Origin of the sequence: Capnocytophaga sputigena (assembly GCF_900446695.1) — a bacterium.
GTDB classification, from domain to species: Bacteria; Bacteroidota; Bacteroidia; order Flavobacteriales; family Flavobacteriaceae; genus Capnocytophaga; species Capnocytophaga sputigena.
Genome location: NZ_UAVP01000007.1, coordinates 504,569 through 524,694, shown reverse-complemented (window position 1 = coordinate 524,694; position 20,126 = coordinate 504,569). Strand labels below are relative to the sequence as shown.

General features: G+C 39.5%; 14 protein-coding genes. 12 read left to right on the top strand and 2 right to left on the bottom strand.

Annotated elements, in window-relative coordinates; translation table 11 throughout:
* Positions 1 to 588: 588 nt before the first annotated feature.
* Together DR017_RS06270 and DR017_RS06265 are read right to left on the bottom strand one after the other, a co-directional pair.
* Positions 589 to 1,551, bottom strand: a complete 963-nt coding sequence (locus DR017_RS06270) for a beta-ketoacyl synthase chain length factor (protein WP_002681421.1) — start codon at positions 1,549 to 1,551, stop codon at positions 589 to 591.
* 47 nt (positions 1,552 to 1,598) lie between these two features.
* On the bottom strand, positions 1,599 to 4,298 hold the full coding sequence (locus DR017_RS06265; RefSeq protein ID WP_002681460.1) for a cytochrome c biogenesis protein: 2,700 nt from the start codon (positions 4,296 to 4,298) through the stop codon (positions 1,599 to 1,601).
* A 191-nt stretch (positions 4,299 to 4,489) separates the two neighbouring features.
* Between DR017_RS06265 and DR017_RS06260 the strand changes: the two genes are divergently transcribed.
* From DR017_RS06260 to DR017_RS06205, 12 genes are all read left to right on the top strand, one after another.
* Positions 4,490 to 4,861, top strand: a complete 372-nt coding sequence (locus tag DR017_RS06260) for a hypothetical protein (RefSeq protein ID WP_002681435.1) — start codon at positions 4,490 to 4,492, stop codon at positions 4,859 to 4,861.
* A gap of 30 nt (positions 4,862 to 4,891) precedes the next feature.
* Positions 4,892 to 7,207, top strand: coding sequence for a TonB-dependent receptor (locus tag DR017_RS06255; RefSeq protein WP_002681492.1), 2,316 nt, complete (start codon positions 4,892 to 4,894; stop codon positions 7,205 to 7,207).
* A gap of 12 nt (positions 7,208 to 7,219) precedes the next feature.
* Positions 7,220 to 7,960, top strand: a complete 741-nt coding sequence (locus DR017_RS06250) for a hypothetical protein (RefSeq protein WP_002681442.1) — start codon at positions 7,220 to 7,222, stop codon at positions 7,958 to 7,960.
* Positions 7,961 to 7,981: 21 nt separating this feature from the next.
* Positions 7,982 to 8,914, top strand: coding sequence for a hypothetical protein (locus tag DR017_RS06245; protein ID WP_002681455.1), 933 nt, complete (start codon positions 7,982 to 7,984; stop codon positions 8,912 to 8,914).
* A gap of 166 nt (positions 8,915 to 9,080) precedes the next feature.
* On the top strand, positions 9,081 to 10,706 hold the full coding sequence (pruA, locus tag DR017_RS06240) for an L-glutamate gamma-semialdehyde dehydrogenase (RefSeq protein ID WP_002681427.1): 1,626 nt from the start codon (positions 9,081 to 9,083) through the stop codon (positions 10,704 to 10,706).
* A 114-nt stretch (positions 10,707 to 10,820) separates the two neighbouring features.
* Positions 10,821 to 12,491, top strand: coding sequence for a putative transporter (locus DR017_RS06235; protein ID WP_002681448.1), 1,671 nt, complete (start codon positions 10,821 to 10,823; stop codon positions 12,489 to 12,491).
* A 48-nt stretch (positions 12,492 to 12,539) separates the two neighbouring features.
* Complete coding sequence (locus tag DR017_RS06230) at positions 12,540 to 12,845, top strand: YbaB/EbfC family nucleoid-associated protein (RefSeq protein ID WP_002681444.1); 306 nt, start codon at positions 12,540 to 12,542, stop codon at positions 12,843 to 12,845.
* 13 nt (positions 12,846 to 12,858) lie between these two features.
* Positions 12,859 to 13,629, top strand: a complete 771-nt coding sequence (locus DR017_RS06225) for a ParA family protein (protein WP_002681430.1) — start codon at positions 12,859 to 12,861, stop codon at positions 13,627 to 13,629.
* A complete protein-coding gene (locus DR017_RS06220; RefSeq protein WP_002681452.1) occupies positions 13,629 to 14,561 on the top strand; it encodes a ParB/RepB/Spo0J family partition protein in 933 nt (310 codons plus the stop codon). Before DR017_RS06225 ends, DR017_RS06220 begins: the two co-directional genes overlap by 1 nt.
* The gene (locus DR017_RS06215; RefSeq protein WP_040361747.1) at positions 14,554 to 15,174 is read left to right on the top strand and encodes a DUF5683 domain-containing protein; all 621 of its coding nucleotides are present in this window, start codon (positions 14,554 to 14,556) and stop codon (positions 15,172 to 15,174) included. The genes DR017_RS06220 and DR017_RS06215 overlap by 8 nt, the downstream gene beginning before the upstream one ends.
* Positions 15,175 to 15,176: 2 nt before the next feature.
* Positions 15,177 to 16,868, top strand: coding sequence for a D-lactate dehydrogenase (gene dld / locus DR017_RS06210; protein ID WP_002681485.1), 1,692 nt, complete (start codon positions 15,177 to 15,179; stop codon positions 16,866 to 16,868).
* Between the two features lie 204 nt (positions 16,869 to 17,072).
* The gene (locus DR017_RS06205; protein ID WP_002681437.1) at positions 17,073 to 20,114 is read left to right on the top strand and encodes a SusC/RagA family TonB-linked outer membrane protein; all 3,042 of its coding nucleotides are present in this window, start codon (positions 17,073 to 17,075) and stop codon (positions 20,112 to 20,114) included.
* The last annotated feature ends 12 nt before the right edge of the window (positions 20,115 to 20,126 follow it).

Below are 20,126 nucleotides of genomic sequence, written 5' to 3'. Positions count from 1 at the left end.
TCATCTAACGGCAAATACTTTAGTTTTTCTACAATAAAAGTTGTTTTAGTACGGCAAAAGTAACATACATTTTTCTTCCTTACAAATATTTGAGTTATTTTTTCAACAAACATAGAAATTCAGTTTTTTATTGAAAAGATCTTTTTACTCTATTTATTACAAACTTTTTGAATAAATTTAAACTAAAAGCGTTTTATTATCAATCCTAATATATTTATCTATCTTTCAAAAAGAGATTTTATACATAACTTTATTTATCAGCACTAATGAGAAAATTTAAACATTAGTTGATTTTCAAATTAAAATACTCGTATAATGCTAAATACAATAAATATAAAATGGAAAGATACTATCTGAAAAGTTTAATTTTGAAAAGATCCTACAAAATAAAGATCAAACTTTGGCAACCTTTTTACAATGAAAGGACAGTCCGAAAAAGTTCTATTTATGTGGGCGTTTACAAAACGCCCCTACACAAAACATTCTAAAACCTATTGATTATCAAATCAATAAAATTTAGCAAAGTATGAAACTCTACCAAAGACACAAGTTGTAAAGTCAATTTTAAGACTTTTCAAACAACCTCTTTTATTTCTTCAACAGTAGAAAACTAAAATCTTTGCCTCTATATGAATTTACTAATAAAATATATTGTATAGGGGTGGAGAGAGTAAGCTCGCAAATGGCAGGAAGGGTTTGCTTTTGTAGTACTTGGCAAGCCAACCAAAATCCGAAAGCTGAGGCTGTGTAATACTCACTACTCAGGTTTTTGTAGTGCAAGGTAGGGCGTTCCCAAGAACGATTTTCTGATTCACCAGTAAGTATCAAGTCTATATTAGAGAGGGTAAGATGGTGGCGATAAAGAAAGTCGTTTAGGGCTTTTTGTTGTTGCTCGGGAGTGAGTTCATTGTACAAAGCTACATCCACAAGTTCTCCATAGGTATTAGGGGTAGCCTCTGTTGATAAAGCAAAGAAACTCGCTCCTTCCCCTTTTTGGTCAAGCCCTACTAAATCATATAAATACAAAGTGTGCGGACTGTGTTCATCTACACCTCCTACCAAAGCCGTATTGATAGTGTCTTGTTCCATTTGCATTTTGGCATCTAACAAAGCTGATTCAAATGATACAGCCCCATTTACATAGGTAAAGTTTTCTCCTTTGCACTGCAACAAAAGAGCTATCTGCCCCGCAACAGTATTATGAGTAGATTGTATAAAAGCCGTGGGGGTGAGGTGCTCCTCGTTATCATTGATAAGCGCTGTAAGGAATTTTTCAGAATCTTGCAGGCATCCCATACCCGTACCCACCAAAATAGCATCAGGGGTAGTGATATGTGCTTCTTTTAAGGCTTCGGTAGCAGTGGCTATACCCATTTTTACACCTTTAGCCATACGACGACTAGCATTAGGGGCAATATATTCTTTATAAGAAGGTTCTTGAGCGTAACACACTTCCTCTGGAGTAACCTTTAGGGCTTCATCGAGGAAATGAGGAGTTAAGAAAGTAGGTTGAGCCGATATGCAGGCTATTCCGTTGATATAAGACTTCATTCAATTAACAATTTACAATTAATAATTAACAATTTAGGAGTTAGAAATTAGGAATTAGTATTAGAGTTCGGCAAAACTTGTAATGCTTTTCTCACTCTCAAATACGATACCAGTCCTAACAACAGCACTATACCCACAGCATAATACACAAAAGCAGGGGTGATAATTTTATCGCCTGTAGCATAGCTGTGCATACCTGTAAGGTAGAAATTCACGCCAAAATAGGTCATTAGGATACTGCCAAAGGCAACAATGCTCATAAAGTTGAACGCCCATCGTCCGCGCCAATGGGGTATCAAGCGCAGGTGTATCACTAAGGCGTAAACCATAATGCTAATCAATGCCCAAGTTTCTTTTGGATCCCAGCCCCAATAACGTCCCCAGCTTTCGTTTGCCCACATACCTCCTAAAAAGTTGCCTATGGTGAGCATCACGAGCCCCACTGTAAGAGCTAATTCGTTTACGATAGTGAGTTCTTGTTGTATAAGGTTGATTTTATGAGCGTTCTTGCGGGTAGTAACTATCATCAGTAGGAGGTTGATTACACCTAAGAGCATTCCTAAGGCAAAAGGTCCATAACTACCTACAATCACGGCAACGTGTAGCATCAGCCAATAGCTATTGAGTACGGGTTGAAGAGTTCCAATAGCAGGATCCATCCAATTCCAATGCGCAATCATCAGTATCATAGCGGTTACAAAAGCCGTAGCAGCAACTGCAAGAGGTGAACGTCGAGAAAAGAAAATCCCTACCCCAATAGCCGACCATCCTACATATATCATACTCTCATACGCATCACTAAAAGGTGCGTGCCCCGAGAGGTACCAACGAACAATAAGTCCCACAGTATGCAGAATAAAACAGAGCCACAGCAAGGCTATACCTATTTGGGTAAGTCTTCTAAAAATTCGTTTTGGCATAAAAATATGCCATAGTAGTACTATAAATAACACTGTACCAAGATATAAATACGCTTGAAAGAGTTGTTCAAAAATATTGATGCGATTGTACCACAATTCAGTTTGTACTTTCGCAGGTGAAGGTAATACCTCAGCCGAGTAAAATTCTTGTTGTAGCTTGATATTGTTAAGCACCTTTTCAGCTTTGCTATAATCGTCTGTTTCAGTGGCTTGTTGTAGCAAAATAAGGTAAGCAGGTAGTGCGTTCTTTACAAATTGTTTATACAGTGGGTCGTTGATTTGTAGGGTGTCGTTTACGTAATCCAAGTGCGAAATCCACTTATGATTAGGGTCATTAGGCACAGGGAAGACCTTAAAAATATCGCCTTGTAGTGCTCTGTTGAGCAACCCAATACGTTGATCTACTTCCTTAAAATCTTTTTGAAATTGGTTAGGAGTATTTGTGTTGTAAATATCTTTCAATAAAGGGGCGAGCTTGTACTGCCCTTTTGCATCAAAAAAATCTTTGGGTTTTACCCATTTAGTTCCTTTGGGAACTCCCAAAAAACGATGTAAACTATCATTAGCTTTCTTCACATAGATAATATCCGACTCATACCACGCTTGCGGACTGAGGAGCATAGAAATCAAAACTTGATCGGAAGTTAAACCTTTATAAGTATCGTGTTTGCTAAGTTTGCGCAAGAGTTCTGAAGAAAAGGTATTCACGGGCTTAAAGCGCCCATCATCTTGAATGAGCATTGCACCAAATTTTTCAGCGTGCGCTTTGTCGGGTACTACCATAGGAGTTTGGGCTGTAGCCAAAGAGCCGAAACATAATGCCAAAACTATTGCAACCCTTTTGGCTTGCAAATCTTTAAGTTGCTGATTGAGTTTCCTAAATCGGGATTTGCCTACAAACATAAACGCCAGCAGACTGCCGAAGAGCAGTATATAACCTATGTAAGTGATGAGGGTACCCCAAAAGTCACGATTTACCGAGAGTATAGTACCTTGTTCATCGGGGTGAAAAGAAGATTGGAACAAGCGATAACCTTGATAATTGAGAATATGATTCATCTCAATATCATAAGGAAAGGTCTCCCCTCCCCCACTCACGGTTACTTTGCTTTTAAAGGAAGCATAACTATTCTCAGTACCAGGGTATTTTTCAGCTATAAAATCGTTGAGGGTGAGACTAAAAGGCAATTTTTCTTCACGTGGTCCATAGCTTAGGTGAAACTGCAAGCCATTCAAATCTATAGTGGTAGAAGGGTGTTGCACATCGCGTTTGCCCATTACTGTTACTTCTTTGCGCTGATTACCTGAAACAACTTCCAATACCAAGGCATTCATTCCTTCACTTATACGTTTAAACGATTTATAAGTAATACTAAAAGGTTTGCCTTTAAAGTCGGATGTCCACTTGTAATGATTAGAAGTATGAGTTGAGAAAAGCACCTCTTTTTGTTTCTTTTTACGCAAGGGAGCTCCTTGATAATTGCCATCTACCATTACAGTGATATAAGTGCGGTCGGAAAGGTAAGTATTTGTAGTTTCTCCTTCACGTAGAGAAATCATACCTTCATTGCCAAAGTAGCGCGTAACCCCAGCCCCTACGATGATAAACACCCAAGAAAGGTGTAATACCAGCACTGCCCAATTCTCTTTTTTGAGCAATCGATAGCGGGAGATATTCCCTATAAAATTTACCACAAAAAGCCCCATTATCGCCTCTAACCACCAAGTGTTATACACCCAAATGCGGGCGGTATCGGTATCATAACTATTTTCTACAAAAGTTCCTACTGCCATAGCAACAGCAAAAACAATGAAGAGGATTGCCATCAGCTTGGTAGAATAAATGAAGGATATGAGTTTCTGTATTGTCATAAATCAAGGGGCAAAAGTATAGAAAAATTAGCAATTTAGCAAAAAAGTAAGAGTTGTTTAGTAAATCTAAGTTCTCTAATGATAAAAACTAACTATTAATTCTTTGGTATTTCATAACTATTTAGTAATTTTGCAAATTGAAAACGATGAAGAAACAATCTGTATATACACGCATCTTTGCCTTTTTGCTTCTCTTATGTATGCTAAAGGTAGCTTTCCCAGTGGGTGAATTCTTTCATAATCACCAGACTAAGGAAGAATTATGCGCTATAGCTACAGGTGATGAATGTCATCACGAATCGCATCTTTCAGCTGTAGACACTCATTATGATTGTATCTTTTTGCACTTACATCAGTTTTTTGCTCCTTCTTTCTTTACCTATCATTTATGGGAGCAAACAGTTTCTACTGTATTCTTCTTTATTGAAAAAGGCATTCCTCAAACCGCCTTTGCTATCTTTTCAAGAGGTCCCCCAGTTGGTTTGTCAATGAGTCAATTTGCTAAATTAGCAAATTGAAAAACCGACTATTTTTCAAATTAAATTCTTATGCAAAAGATATTATCTCTTCTGCTGCTTTTGTGTGCGCTTTCCTCTTTTGGACAAAGCCGATTACAACTGCAAGTAGAAGACACACAGCAATTGCCTTTAGTAGGTGCAGTGGTACACTTTATGGGAAAACACTACCTAACAGATTCTAACGGCAAAGTAACTATTGAAAAACTTACTAAAGGGACTCTCCCTATCAAAATCACTTATCTAGGCTATCACGATTACGAAGCTACTATCAGTATACCCATTGCTCAACCTTATAAAGTAGTGATGAAAGAAACTGTTAGTCAGTTAGATGCAGTAACGGTGGTAGGTCATAACACTTCTGTAGTGGAATGCAAATTGCCTTGCATCCTAAATGTTATCAAAAAAGAGAATTTTATACAGCATTCGGGTGACGAATTAGCCAAAGTACTTACCCAAGTAGCTGGGGTCTCAATGATACAAACGGGAGCTAGCATTGCTAAACCAGTCATTCACGGCTTGCACAGCAATCGTATCTTGATACTCAACAATGAGGTGCGCCAAGAGGGACAACAATGGGGAGCTGATCACGCTCCTGAAATAGACCCTATGGTTGCCGACCAAATAACGATAGTAAAAGGAGCTAATGCTGTGCGATATGGTTCAGATGCTCTTGGGGGAGTAATCCTCATAGCGCCTAAGAAATTGCCTTATGGTGATGGTATGCACGGCAGGTTATTACCTTCATTTGCGTCTAACGGTAGAAAGACTGCCCTAACTGCAAGCGTAGAGGGGTCTGTACCCAAGCTACATTCGTGGGCGTGGCGGGTGCAAGGTACCCTAAAACGTTCGGGCGACCTCAGTACCGCTAACTATCTGCTGAACAACACCGCAGCCCGTGAGGCGAACTTTTCGGTAGCTACGGGTGTACAAAAAAAGCAAGGTACTGCTGAAGTGTTTTACAGCCGTTATGAGAACGAAAGTAGTGTGTTTTATGGTTCTCACATCGGTAATTTAGACGACCTATTAGGCAGGTTTGAAATCGGCAGGCCGCTGACTACTTATCCGTTTTCGTACACTATCAACGCTCCTAAACAAAAGGTTGTGCATCATCTATTGAAAACTAAAGCGTTTTACTATTTGCCTTTTGGCGGTAAACTCACCACACAATACGCTTTTCAGAAGGATATACGCCAAGAGTTTAGTGTGCGCCGAATGGATAGAACACGTATCCCTGCGCTGAATATGGAGCTCACCTCTCACACCCTTGATGTAGATTGGGAAAATAGTTATAATTATTGGCAAACAACCTTAGGAGGTAGTTTTGGTAAGCAAGATAACTATAACCAACCTGGTACTGGGGTTGTGCCTGTAATCCCTAACTTTGCTTCCCTTAGTTATGGAGCTTTTGGGATACAGCGTTATCACTCTAATAGATGGATGGCTGAAGCTGGACTTAGGTATGACTACAAATACCTCAATGCTGATGGTTACGATATGTATTCACAACGCTACGGGGGCGAACATCAGTTTCATAATCTTACTTATACAGCAGGAGCATCATACCACTATAAATGGATAGACCTTAGTACAAATATAGGGGTAGCTTGGCGTGCCCCTCACGTAAATGAGCTGTACAGCAGTGGGTTACACCACGGGGCAGGCACCTACGACTTAGGCGATGAGACACTACAATCGGAAACAGGGGTTAAATGGCTTACCTCTTTTGCTTATAATCGCCCAAGACTACGAGTGAATGTAGATATGTATTTACAATGGATAAAGAACTACATTTACGATTATCCTACGGGAGAAGTGCGCACTCTCTTTTCGGGTGTGTACCCTATCTTTCAGTACACTCAAGCAGATGCTTTCTTTAGAGGCATAGACCTCGAAGCAAAATTACCTCTAGTAAAATGGTATAACCAAAGTGACAATGAGCTAAGTTATGAACTGAAAGGATCTGTAGTATTTGCTAATGAGATGCAAACCAAGCGTTATTTTCCGTTTATCTCTGCTCCACGTGTGAATCAGCAGTTAAAATGGAATGTAGACGGCAATAGAGGATTGCTAAGAAACTTTACCATAGGTATAGGGCATACTTTTGTAGCCAAACAAACTCGCTTTGAGTCTTCACAAGAGTTAGTTCCTACTACACCTGATGCTTATCACCTTTTTGAGGCTAATATAGGAATAACTCTGAAGATAGGTGAGCAGCAAACTTTAGGAATAAGGCTTTCTGCTGAAAACCTTTTAAACACTGAATACAAGGAATACACCAATCGTTTTAGGTATTACGCACACGATTTGGGTAGAAATGTATTCGTAAGATTGATTTATAATTTTTAAAAAAACATCAAAATGAAAAAAATATCACATTTTTTAAAAACTATTAGCTTAATAGCTATAATATGTTTTGCAGCAAGCAGCTGTAGTAAAGACAATACCCAACCTAAAGCTCCTACTGATGAAACTAAGGACAGAGGACACGATATGCCTGATAAGGTGCAGTTTATCATTACCGATATAGGCACTAACGAGGTACAAGAGCGCACCGCTAATAAGTCACCTAAAGATATAGTATATGACATCAATACCCCTATACAATGGCAAATAGGACACGAATACCGTTTTGAGATTGTCTATTACAACAATGGAGCTCGTATGAACCATGAGTTTGTAACTGCTGAAATGGCACCTATCCACCAACATTTCTTTCAGTTATTTCAAGGAAATTACCCTGGAAATAAAGAAGGAAGAGATGCGATGGTAACCGCTATGAACAAAGCTGTAAGTTATGAATATCAAGATACGGACCCTGAAAATGGCACTTATGGCACACAAGGAGTAAATTTGCGCTTGCGCACTTGGGATAAAAAACACCCTGAACTACGTGATCCTATCGGTCTAAAAGGCGTTTTTCACATCAAAGACGAGGCTACGGCTGGCGATTATAAGTTGCGTATCAAGTTAGCACACTTTATTATTGCTAATAAACTCAACCCTCAAACCCAAGAAGAACGCCCTTATAACGTAGTGGAATACTCTAATGCTTTTCAATTAGACTCGGATATGACACTACCCATAGAAATTAAACAATAACCTTTTTAATATTAAAAAACGATGAAAAATATATACGACCTTTTTAAAATCTCATTGCTCTCAATATTTGTTACTTTTCTTTCTGTCTCTTGCAGTAAAGACGATAATAAAGTAACCCCTCCTACTACGCAATCTTCTACCACTACCGCTACCACTACCTCCACCACCACAGCTACTACCGAAGAGTTTGTAGCTAAGTGGAGCCGACTTGAAGTGCGTTTTACCAAAGGGCATTCTCACGGCTATTTCCACGGCAACCCCGACTACCCCGTGAAATACCTCAAAACAGTACAACGTTTCTATTTTGAGAACAAAAATGGCGTTATTACCCCAGCAAGCGATAATCCTACCGCTATCCGTTGGGAAGGAAGTAATGATCAAGCTGGAGTGTCACTCTCTGGAATAGAACTTATCTTCTATGATAAAGAGGGCAAACGTATAAACTCACTCTTGACTACTGGTCAGGCTCCTAATCACTATCAATTCTTCTTTATCGCCGATAATTTCACAGCTGTAGCTAGCAATACTACAGTGCCTACCCAAGCTGAAGCCTTGCGATACAAATATCGTGATACCAATCCTGAAGAGTTGTACATCAAAGGAGGAGCAGGAATAGACAATAACCCCAATGCCCCCAAAGGTGTACTCCGTAAAGAGCAAATAGGTTTAAAAGGCTTTTTTGAAATCAAAAGAGCTTATGTAAATTTCAATTTGCATATTGTGTTAGGCTATTTCGCTACCAAACCCGCTGGATTAACTTATAGTACCCTTCCTGCTAATAAAGTTATGGAGGTGAAAGTCCCAATACACATTTACCACGATATCATAGCAGAAGATAAACAAATAGAGGATGCTGTGCGCGAATTTGGTGTAAGTAAAGATGAAATCGAAAAAGACTATAATGATATTCTCTCATCAGACCTCTCTCCTGAAAGTAGTGGTACTTTCTTGTAAAACAAAAATAAATAACATTGCTTTGCCAAAGGTCATAATACAACAAGTTATGACCTTTGGCAAAGTTTTTATATGATTTCCTTTCTAAATTTTGGTGGTTCAAATAATTGTTGTATCTTAGCCGAAAATTTTTAATACATCAACAAACTTAAAACACAAAATAACAATGGGAAAAGGATTTTTTAAAGTACCTAAGGCTGTAAATGAGCCCGTAAAGAGTTATGCACCAGGTAGCCCTGAGCGCGAAGCGGTGCTAAAAGCTTACAAAGAATTGTGGAACACCCGTGTAGACGCTCCGCTATACATTGGCAGTGAGGAAGTACGCACTGGCAATACGAGCGAGATGCACCCCCCACACGACCACAAGCACTGCTTGGGCGTTTACCACAACGCTGGCAAAGCAGAGGTAGAAAAAGCGATAGCTGTAGCCCTTGAAGCTCGTAAGAAATGGGCTGACCTTGCGTGGGAAGAACGCGCTGCTATCTTCTTAAAAGCAGCCGACCTTATCGCTGGTCCTTACCGCGCTAAAATGAATGCTGCTACAATGATAGCACAATCTAAAACTGTACACCAAGCTGAAATAGATTCTGCTTGCGAGCTAATAGACTTCTTGCGCTTCAACGTAGAGTTTATGGCTAATATCTATAACGACCAACCCAACTCTTCTGAAGGTGTTTGGAATCGCGTAGAATACCGCCCCTTAGAAGGTTTTGTATATGCTGTTACTCCATTCAACTTTACAGCTATTTCAGGTAATCTGCCTGCCAGTGCTGCCTTAATGGGTAACGTAGTAATATGGAAACCAAGTGCTTCGCAAGTATTTTCAGCCAATATGATAGTAGAAGTATTTAAGAAAGCAGGTTTGCCAGATGGCGTTATCAATGTACTACACGGCGATGCCGCCATGATTACCGATACACTACTTGCTAGCCCTCACTTCGCTGGTATCCACTTTACGGGCTCTACCAATGTATTTCAAGATATTTGGAAAAAAATAGGTAACAACATCCATAACTACCGTTCCTACCCCAAAATCGTAGGCGAAACAGGGGGTAAAGACTTTATCCTTGCGCACCCAAGCGCTTGCCCTAAACAAGTGGCTACTGCTATTACTCGTGGAGCTTTTGAGTATCAAGGACAAAAATGTAGTGCTGCCTCTCGCGTCTACTTACCTGAATCTAAAGCCAATGAAACCTTAGCCTTCGTAAAAGAAGATGTATTATCCTTCAAAATGGGCTCTCCCGAAAACTTCGAAAATTTTATAACTGCCGTTATTCACGAACATTCTTTCGATAAATTAGCTAAATATATCGACCAAGCTAAAAAAGATAAAGATGCCGAGATATTCGTAGGTGGTGGTTACGACAAGAGCAAAGGTTATTTCATTGAACCTACAGTGATTGTTACTACCAATCCTCATTACACCACTATGGAAACTGAACTTTTTGGTCCTGTAGTAACCGTGTATGTATACGACGACTCTAAATGGGAGGAAACCCTTAAATTAGTAGACCAAACTTCAGCTTATGCTCTCACTGGAGCTGTATTTGCTACTTGTCGTTATGCCATAGACGAAGCCGTGAAAGCTCTCGAAAACGCCGCTGGTAACTTCTATGTAAACGATAAACCTACAGGAGCTGTCGTTGGACAACAACCTTTCGGTGGCGCACGTGCCTCAGGTACTAACGATAAGGCTGGCTCTGCCCAAAATCTATTGCGTTGGGTATCACCACGCCTCATCAAAGAAACTTTTGTACCCCCTGTAGACTATCGCTACCCTTTCTTAGGATAAAATAAAATTTTAACTTTGCCAAAGTTCTCTGCCCATGTGGCTCACATCTTTGGCAAAGTTTATACTAATAAATAATTAATCATTAAACACTAAACATTAATCATTAAACATTAAATGGACTGGCTTTGGAATTTGATGACTAACCACGAAAGTGTTGCCTACACCGTGATAGTGTATAGCGTTGTCATCGCAGTAGGAGTTGCCTTAGGTAAAATAAAAATATTTGGCATCTCATTCGGTATCGCTTGGGTACTATTTGCAGGTATTGCTATGGCTGAAATGGGCTTTACTGTTAATATGCACATTCAGCACTTCATAAAAGAATTTGGGCTTATTTTATTCGTGTATACCATAGGATTACAAGTAGGACCCGGATTTTTCTCAGCTTTTAAAAGAGAAGGTATCAAACTCAATTTATTAGCTATTCTTTCTATCGTTACTTGTGTAGCAACTGTTATAGCAATTCACTACATTACTCAAACTGATATGTCAACCTTAGTAGGGATAATGTCAGGTGCTGTAACCAATACCCCTGGGTTAGGAGCTGCCAATGCTGCTCTTGCCGAAAAATTTGGTGAAGAAGCTCCCTCGCTCACTACAATGTACGCAGTAGCTTATCCTTTTGGTGTATTGGGTATCATCATTGTAATGTTAGGTTTAAAAAGTATTTTCAAAGTAAATTTAGATTCTGAAAAACGCTTAAATTCTGTACGCCATTCTAAAGACCAAGTGGTAATCAACCGCTTTGCTATCAAAGTTACCAACCCTTCTTTATTTGGAAAAAAATTAAGTGTTATCAAAAAAACACTTGATTTTGATTTTACTATCTCACGTATGTGCCGAAAAGGTGAAATCTTATTAGCTAATGCCGAAACTCTCATAGAAGAAGGCGATATAGTTCTAATTGTAGCCAACCAAAAAGAGAATGAAAAGTTCTTTACCCTAATGGGAGATAGTGTATCAATTACCGATTATTTCCCTGATGAAAAAGATATGCGTTACACCTCACGTCGCATCAACGTAACACAACGTGCTATTTTTACCAAAACCTTAGCCGAATTAGATGTACGCCGACGTTTTGGAGTAACCATTAGCCGTGTATTCCGTGCAGGGGTAGAGTTTGTGCCTTCTGCTCATACCAAGTTGCAGTTTGGCGATACAATTACTGTAATAGGCGACGAGACTCATATACAACTCGTGAGCAAAGAGTTTGGAAACTCCAAACGCCGCTTGCAAACCCCTCATATAGCCGAACTTTTTATGGGTATCACTCTTGGGGTGCTTTTAGGTAGCATTCCTTTTTCTATACCTGGTATACCTGGAGCAGTCCGCTTAGGTTTGGCGGGTGGTCCTCTCATTGTAGCAATACTTATCAGCCGTTATGGTGGTAAATTCTCAGTTACCCATTATGTATCACAAAGTGCTAATTTAATGGTGCGAGAAATTGGTATCGTGCTCTTCCTCGCTAGTGTGGGCTTAGATGCTCGAGCGCAATTTGTCCAAACCTTATTGCACGGTCAAGGTTTATATTGGATGGGATTGGGGGCTCTTATCACCCTTATACCTCTCATTATTACATCTTTAGTAGCCCGTATCAAAGAAAAGTTAGACTATTTGGAAATTTGTGGTTTGCTCTCTGGCGCCTCTACTGATCCTCCTGCTTTGGCATTTGCCAATGAAATGAATAATTCTGAAGTACCAGCCCTTACGTATGCAAGTGTTTATCCGCTTACTACCTTCTTGCGAATAATGGTCGCTCAATTATTGATTGTATTTTTTGTGTGATGTTTCAAAAAAAGTTGTACTTTTGCCCTCTGAAAAAAATAAAATATTATGTTTGGAGATATGATGGGAATGATGGGGAAACTCAAAGAAACCCAGCAAAAAATAGAAGAGGCTAAAGCGCGCTTAAATCACGTATTAGTTGATGAAATTGCCTCTGATGGCAGTGTAAAAGTAACTATTACTGCCAATCGAGAAATTAAAAGCATTCAAATAAACGAGGCTTTATTAGAAGACAAAGAAGCCTTAGAAGATTATTTGATTATCACACTCAACAAGGCTATTGCCAAAGCTACAGAACTTAATGAATTAGAATTAGCTAATGTAGCCAAACAAGGTCTTCCTTTTAACTTTTAAAAACACTAAATCTATGGGTAAAATAATAGCTATTGCAAACCAAAAAGGAGGTGTGGGAAAAACTACTACCTCTGTGAACTTAGCCGCCTCATTAGGCGTATTGGAGAAAAAAGTATTACTCATTGATGCCGACCCACAAGCAAATGCTACTTCTGGCTTAGGTATTGATGTAGATTCTATTGAGCACGGTACTTATGAGCTTTTAGAACACACAATGGAAGCTAAAGATATGATTGTTCACACTACCTCTCCAAATCTCGACCTTATCGCTGCTCATATCAATTTGGTGGCTATCGAAATTGAGTTGGTTGACAAAGAACAACGTGAGTTTATGCTTAAAAAAGCCTTAGAATCTATCAAAGATGAGTATGATTATATTTTAATCGACTGTGCTCCTTCCTTAGGTCTCATCACACTGAATGCTCTTACAGCAGCCAACTCGGTGATCGTACCTATCCAATGCGAATACTTCGCTCTGGAAGGATTAGGCAAACTCCTCAATACTATTAAAAGTGTACAAAAAACCTTCAATCCCGATTTGGATATCGAAGGCTTGTTGCTAACTATGTACGATGCTCGTTTGCGACTCTCTAATCAAGTGGTAGAAGAAGTGCAAAAACACTTCAGTGATATGGTATTCAAAACCATTATCCAGCGCAACGTACGCCTTAGCGAAGCTCCTAGTTTTGGTGAAACTATCATCAACTATGATGCCACTAGTAAAGGAGCTACTAATCACATCAACTTAGCTCAAGAGATTATAGATAAAAACAAAACTGCATAATGACGAAACCTGCTAAAAAACCTGCCTTGGGGAGAGGTATTTCAGCTATTTTTGGCAATAGCCCCGAAGTGGCTATCAATTCTATCAAAGATAAGAATGCCGATAAGATCGTAGGAAATATCATAGAGCTTGAACTCGACCTAATAGAAACAAACCCTTTTCAGCCTCGTACTTCTTTTAATGAAGAAGAACTACAAGGGCTCGCTTCCTCTATTGAGGAATTAGGAGTTGTACAACCTATCACCGTACGCAAACTCGACGGAGAAAACAAATATCAACTCATTTCTGGCGAACGCCGTTTTAGAGCTTCTAAATTAGCTGGGCTCAAAACAATCCCTGCCTATATCCGTATCGCCGATGACAACGAGTCGCTTACAATGGCTTTGGTTGAGAATATCCAACGTCAGGATTTAGACCCTATAGAAATTGCTCTTTCTTACCAACAGCTCATTGAGCAGGTAAACCTCACTCAAGACCAAATGAGCAAACGCGTAGGTAAAAAACGTTCTACAATCACTAACTATTTGCGTTTGCTGAAGCTTGCACCTATCATTCAAACAGGTATACGCGATGGCTTTATCTCTATGGGGCACGGTCGTGCGATTATCGCTATAGAAGCCCCTGAACAACAAGCCGAAGTGTACCAACGTATCATTTCCGATAACCTATCTGTACGTGATACCGAAGAGTTAGTACGCCGCTTGCAAAACCCCGAAACACCTAATGTGGTAAGTATTCAAATCCCTAAAAGCAATAGTAAAACTGAAGTACCTACTTATATCAAAGAAAATATGAGTAGTTTCAATCATTTTTTTGGCACTAAAGTTGCCGTAAAAATGAGTAAAGATGGCAAAGGCAGCCTTACCATTCCCTTTACCTCAGAGGAAGATTTCAAACGTATCCAAAGTTTATTACACAAAAAAGATGAGTAGAACAATTGTTTTCATAATGGTACTCCTTATGGGAGTGGGTATTTCGTACGCACAAAACGATACAGAGGAAGTGGTAGAAGTACCCTCCGATTCTATGCAGGTAGCCGTTATGCAAGACAATATGAAAAAAGTTCCTTGGAATACCGATCCTCTTTCGCCTGCCAAAGCAGCTTTCTATTCGGCTGTTATCCCTGGTTTGGGACAGATATACAACAAAAGCTACTGGAAAGTACCTTTGGTATATATTGCTATCGGAACCCCTATATACTTCTATGTACAAAACTCTAAGGAATACGATCGTTATCTCTCCGCCTACAAACGTCGCCAACAAGGCTTTACTGATGATGAGTTTTATGGTAATCGCTCTGATGGACAACCACGTCTCAGCACCGATGGATTGCGTCGAGGCATACAGTTCTATCGCCGTAATAAGGAACTCTCTATTCTCATAGGAGTAGCTTTGTACACCTTAAATATTATCGAGGCAAATGTAGATGCCCACCTCAAGCAGTTCAATGTTGATGAACGTCTTACTTTAGAACCTTTTATCCACAACGATTTCCTCACTCAACCCCAATTTGGTTTGACTCTTACTTATAGATCTAAAAAATAACAATGAACTCACAAAACCTATTAGAAACCTTGCGCCACATCGTTGGCGCAAAGTACGTTATTACCGACCCTTCAAAAACTGAACGTTACCGCACTGGGTATCGTTTTGGTACCGGAAATGCTATTGCCGTAGTCCGTCCTGCAACTTTGTGGGAACAATGGCAAGTACTTGAGGCTTGTGTCGCAGCCGATGTGATTGTAATTTCACAAGCTGCCAATACAGGTATTACGGGAGGGTCTAACCCTTTTGGTAACGATTACGACCGCGATGTGGTTATTATCAACACTATGCGTAATGACAATATTCAGCTTATCAACGAAGGGGAACAAGCGGTATGTCTCACTGGCGCAACTCTCAACCATTTGGAACAAGAACTGAAAGTATACGATCGTGAACCTCATTCTGTGATTGGCTCTTCTTGTATTGGGGCTTCTGTAATTGGAGGCGTGTGTAATAACTCTGGTGGTTCATTAGTTCAACGCGGACCTGCTTATACCGAAATGGCTCTCTACGCCCAACGCAATGCCGACGGTAAATTAGAGCTCATCAACCATTTAGGTATTGATTTAGGAAATTCTCCTAAAGAAATTCTCACTAATCTTCAAGAAGGAAAATACCAGCAAAAGGATATCCATTCCACTGGCAAAAAAGGACACGATCACAACTATTGTAACCATGTACGCGAAATCAATGCTGATACTCCTGCCCGCTTCAATGCCGACCCTGCTCGCCTATATGAAGCCTCAGGTAGCGCAGGTCGTTTAGGAGTTTTCGCAGTACGTGTAGATACTTTCCCCGCCGAGAAAAAAACTGCCGTATTCTACATAGGTACTAACGATACAGCCGTACTTACTAAACTGCGCCGTGATATGCTTGGAACTTTCGAAGAAATTCCTATTTCTGGTGAATATATTCATCGTACCGCTTTTGATATTGCTGCCAAATACGGCAAAGACACTTTTTGGTATATCAAAAATATCGGTACTGAATACTTACCTAAACTATTTTCTATGAAGGCTTGGGGAGATCGTGTAGCTAAAAAGCTACCTTTTATGCCCAACCATTTCAGTGAAAAATTCTTGCAATTCACCTCTAAACTAATGCCTCAACACCTCCCTAAAATATTATGGGATTATCGCAACCAATACGAACACCACCTCATTTTAAAAATGGGAGGTAAAGGAGTAGAAGAAGCACGTGCTTATTTGCAAAAAGAATTTTCTGATAGTAGCAAAGGAGCTTATATAGAATGTGATGCCAAACTTGCTCAAGCAGCAATGCTCTTGCGCTTTGCTGTAGCTTCTGCAGCCATTCGTTATCGCTCAGTACACGAAGATGAGGTAGAAGATATCGTGGCTTTAGACATCGCTTTGCGTCGTAATGATGAGGATTGGTTTGAAAAACTTCCTCCTGAACTCGATGCTAAGATTCTTCACAAATTGTACTACGGGCATTTTATGTGTCACGTGTTCCATCAGGATTATGTAATTAAAAAAGGTTACAATTGTGAAGAAATAGAAGAAGAGATGCTCAAAATATTAGATACTCGTGGCGCTCAATATCCCGCCGAGCATAACGTCGGACACTTATATCACGCTAACGACGACCTTAAAAACTTCTACAATTCACTCGACCCAACCAATAGCTTCAATCCTGGTATTGGTAAAACCTCCAAGAAAAAAGATTGGAAATAAGTAAATACTTTATCTCATTAAAAGCTGTTTGATGTTTTCGAACAGCTTTTTTTATGAAACTACTCCTTTTATGAAACACTGATTTACAAATATTTAGTAGCTATTAGACAATTTTATACCTTTTTTAGACAACAAAAGAAATCGTTTTTGCACGTTATTTATACCTTTGTGTCATCAAACGATACAAAAACAAACAACCATTGTATGAAAAGAAATCTATTTTTATCAGTTCTACTGTTATTAGTGAGTTGGAGTTATGCTCAACAACGCACCATTCGTGGAACTGTCAGCGATGCTACTACTAAGGAGCCTTTGATGAGTGCTTCAGTAGTAGTGAAAGGAACTACCAAAGGTGTCAGCACCGATATGGATGGTAAATATACCATAGATGTAGCGGTGGGACAGACCTTAGAAGTGTCTTTTATGGGTTATGTTACCCAAAATGTAAAAGTAACTGCCAATACCCCAGTGCCTTTGCTCATTGCTTTGGCTGATGAACAAAAAAAATTGGAAGAAGTAGTCGTAGTAGGATATGGTGTTACTAAAAAACGTGACTTAGCGGGTGCTATCACCTCTATCAAAACAGGTGATGTGAAAGCTGGTGTAGTAGCCGATATGTCACAAATGTTAAAAGGACGTGCCTCAGGTGTACAAGTACGTCAGAACTCATTAGAACCTGGTGGTAATGTATCTATCCGTGTACGTGGTGCTTCTTCAGTAAGTGCCGAAAATGAGCCTTTGTACGTAATTGATGGATTTCAAACCGACAATATGTCGCAAATTAGTATAGACGACATCGAGTCTATAGAAATCTTAAAAGATGCTTCTACCACAGCTATTTATGGAGCCCGTGGTGCCAATGGGGTTATTCTTATCACTACTAAAAAAGGTAAAGAAGGAGCTTTTAATGTAGAATATTCTAACCAAACTTCTTATAAGAATATGTACAACCCCTGGGATTTACTCGATGCAGGACAAACCATTTCACTTACTCGCCGTTTGTATGAGCAAACCCAAGATGCTGCCTATAATAAATGGACAGCACAACAAGCTACTTATCGTGGCAAAGGAACTGATTGGCTCAAAGAAACCACTCACGATGCTGTTACTGTATTACACCAATTCTCTGTTTCAGGGGGTACAGATCGTCTTTCTGCTTTTATGTCGGCTAACTACCTCAGCGAACCTGGTATTTTGCTTAATACCGATTACAGTCGTTATGGAGGTCGTACCAATTTACAATACAAAATTAGCCCTAAAGTAAGAGCGGGAGCTAATGTGAGTTTTTCTCAATCTAAAAAGAAATTCTTAGATATGGGCACTATCTCTTCCGATAAGAATATTATGTACCGCATCTTCAACTTAGAGCCTTGGAAAAACAAAGAAGGTTTTGATGTTTTTGGAACTAAAGATCGTCGTCCTGCTGTATTTGAAGAAATGAACGGAGCGCAACTCTATCGTCATTTCAATACAATGTACGCTACTGCTTATGCCGATATTGATTTATTGCCTTCTCTTACTATCAATGGCCGTTACACTTATGCTTACGACCATTTAAAAACTGAAAAATATTACGATCGTTCTACTTCTATCAGACAGTCGTATAAAGGTCAGGCTTTCCTTAGCCACGAAGAAAACGTAAAACACCAAATTGAAGGTGTTGCTACTTATCACCCCAAAATGGAAGGTAAACACGATGTAAAAGTAACTGCAGGTAGTTCTTATATCTATCAAAGAGGTAAAGGTGATGAAGTACAGGCTTATGGTTTTGCTTCCGATGTATTCTCTTTCAAAAACATCGGTGCTGCCCAACACTTAGACTGGATAGGCTCTGGCGAATCATCTATCAAAAAAGCTTCTGCTTTTGGTCGTGCCGAATATATCTTCAACAATCGTTATATTCTCAATGCTTCTGTTCGCGCCGATGGTTCTTCAGTATTTGGAGCCGACTATCGTTGGGGTATATTCCCTGCAGGTTCAATTGCTTGGCACTTAGGTGAAGAAAAATTTATGGAGTGGGTAAAACCTCTTATTTCTCGTATCAAATTGCGCACCAGCTATGGTCTTAGTGGTAATGATGGTATCCGTTTTGGTTTATCTCAATACCAATATTCAGTACGCGATGTGTATATAGGTAATGACCTCAACTCTAAGGGTATGTATCCTTCTAATCCTTACAATCCAAAACTTCGTTGGGAAACTACTGCACAATGGAATGCGGGTATTGATTTGAACATTGCAAGTGTAGAACTTAGTTTTGATTACTATATCAAACGCACAAACGATTTGCTAAACCCCGATCCTATCCACCCTTCAGGAGGATTCCCTAACTATACTAACGATGGTCGCCGTTTTGAGTATACCGCTATGATGGTAAACGATGGTGAAATAGAAAACCGAGGTTTTGAAATAGCTATCAAATCCACTAATATCAACAAAAATGGATTTATATGGAATACCGCTTTCAACTTTGCTCACAACCGCAGCGAAGTATTAAAACTCAACAACGGAAAACCTCGTTTTCAATACATACGTCCTCACGGGTCTTATGAAGAAAAAGAATATATGATGCTCAAAGAAGGTGAACCTTTAAGTGCTATCTATGGTTATGTGTTTGAAGGAGTTATACAACAAGGTGAAAGCTATGCTCCTCAACCTAACTCAGCAGCTGGTGATCCTAAGTTTAAAGACCTCAATGGCGATGGCAAAATAGACGCGAACGACCGCACTGTATTAGGTACTGGTATCCCTAAAACTATCATAGGTCTTAACAATAGCTTCACTTACAAAGGATTTGATTTTTCTTTCTTCTTTGAAGCTTCGTTAGGAGCTAAAATGCTCAACCTTACTCGTATCTACTTGGAAGACAACAACCGTTTAGCAGCCTCATCCGACCGTTGGACACGTGCTCACGCTTCTAATAGCGTACCTCGCAATGGTTATCAAAAAACAGCTGGATTGCAATATGGTTCTTATGTAAACTCTCGTTTTGTAGAGGATGCCGATTTTGTAAAACTCCGCAATGTTGAATTAGGTTATACTTTCACTGGTAGCCAATGGAATGTAAAAACCCTTAAAGCAATGCGTATGTTCATAGGAGGACAAAACTTGCTCACTTTCACTAAATATCAAGGTTTCGACCCCGATATCAGCACCAATGGCAGCAGTGCTGTTGCTCAAGGATTGGATTTGAACTCTTATCCTGCTTATCGCACAATCAACTTTGGAGTGAAATTAACTTTTTAATACAGAAGAAGA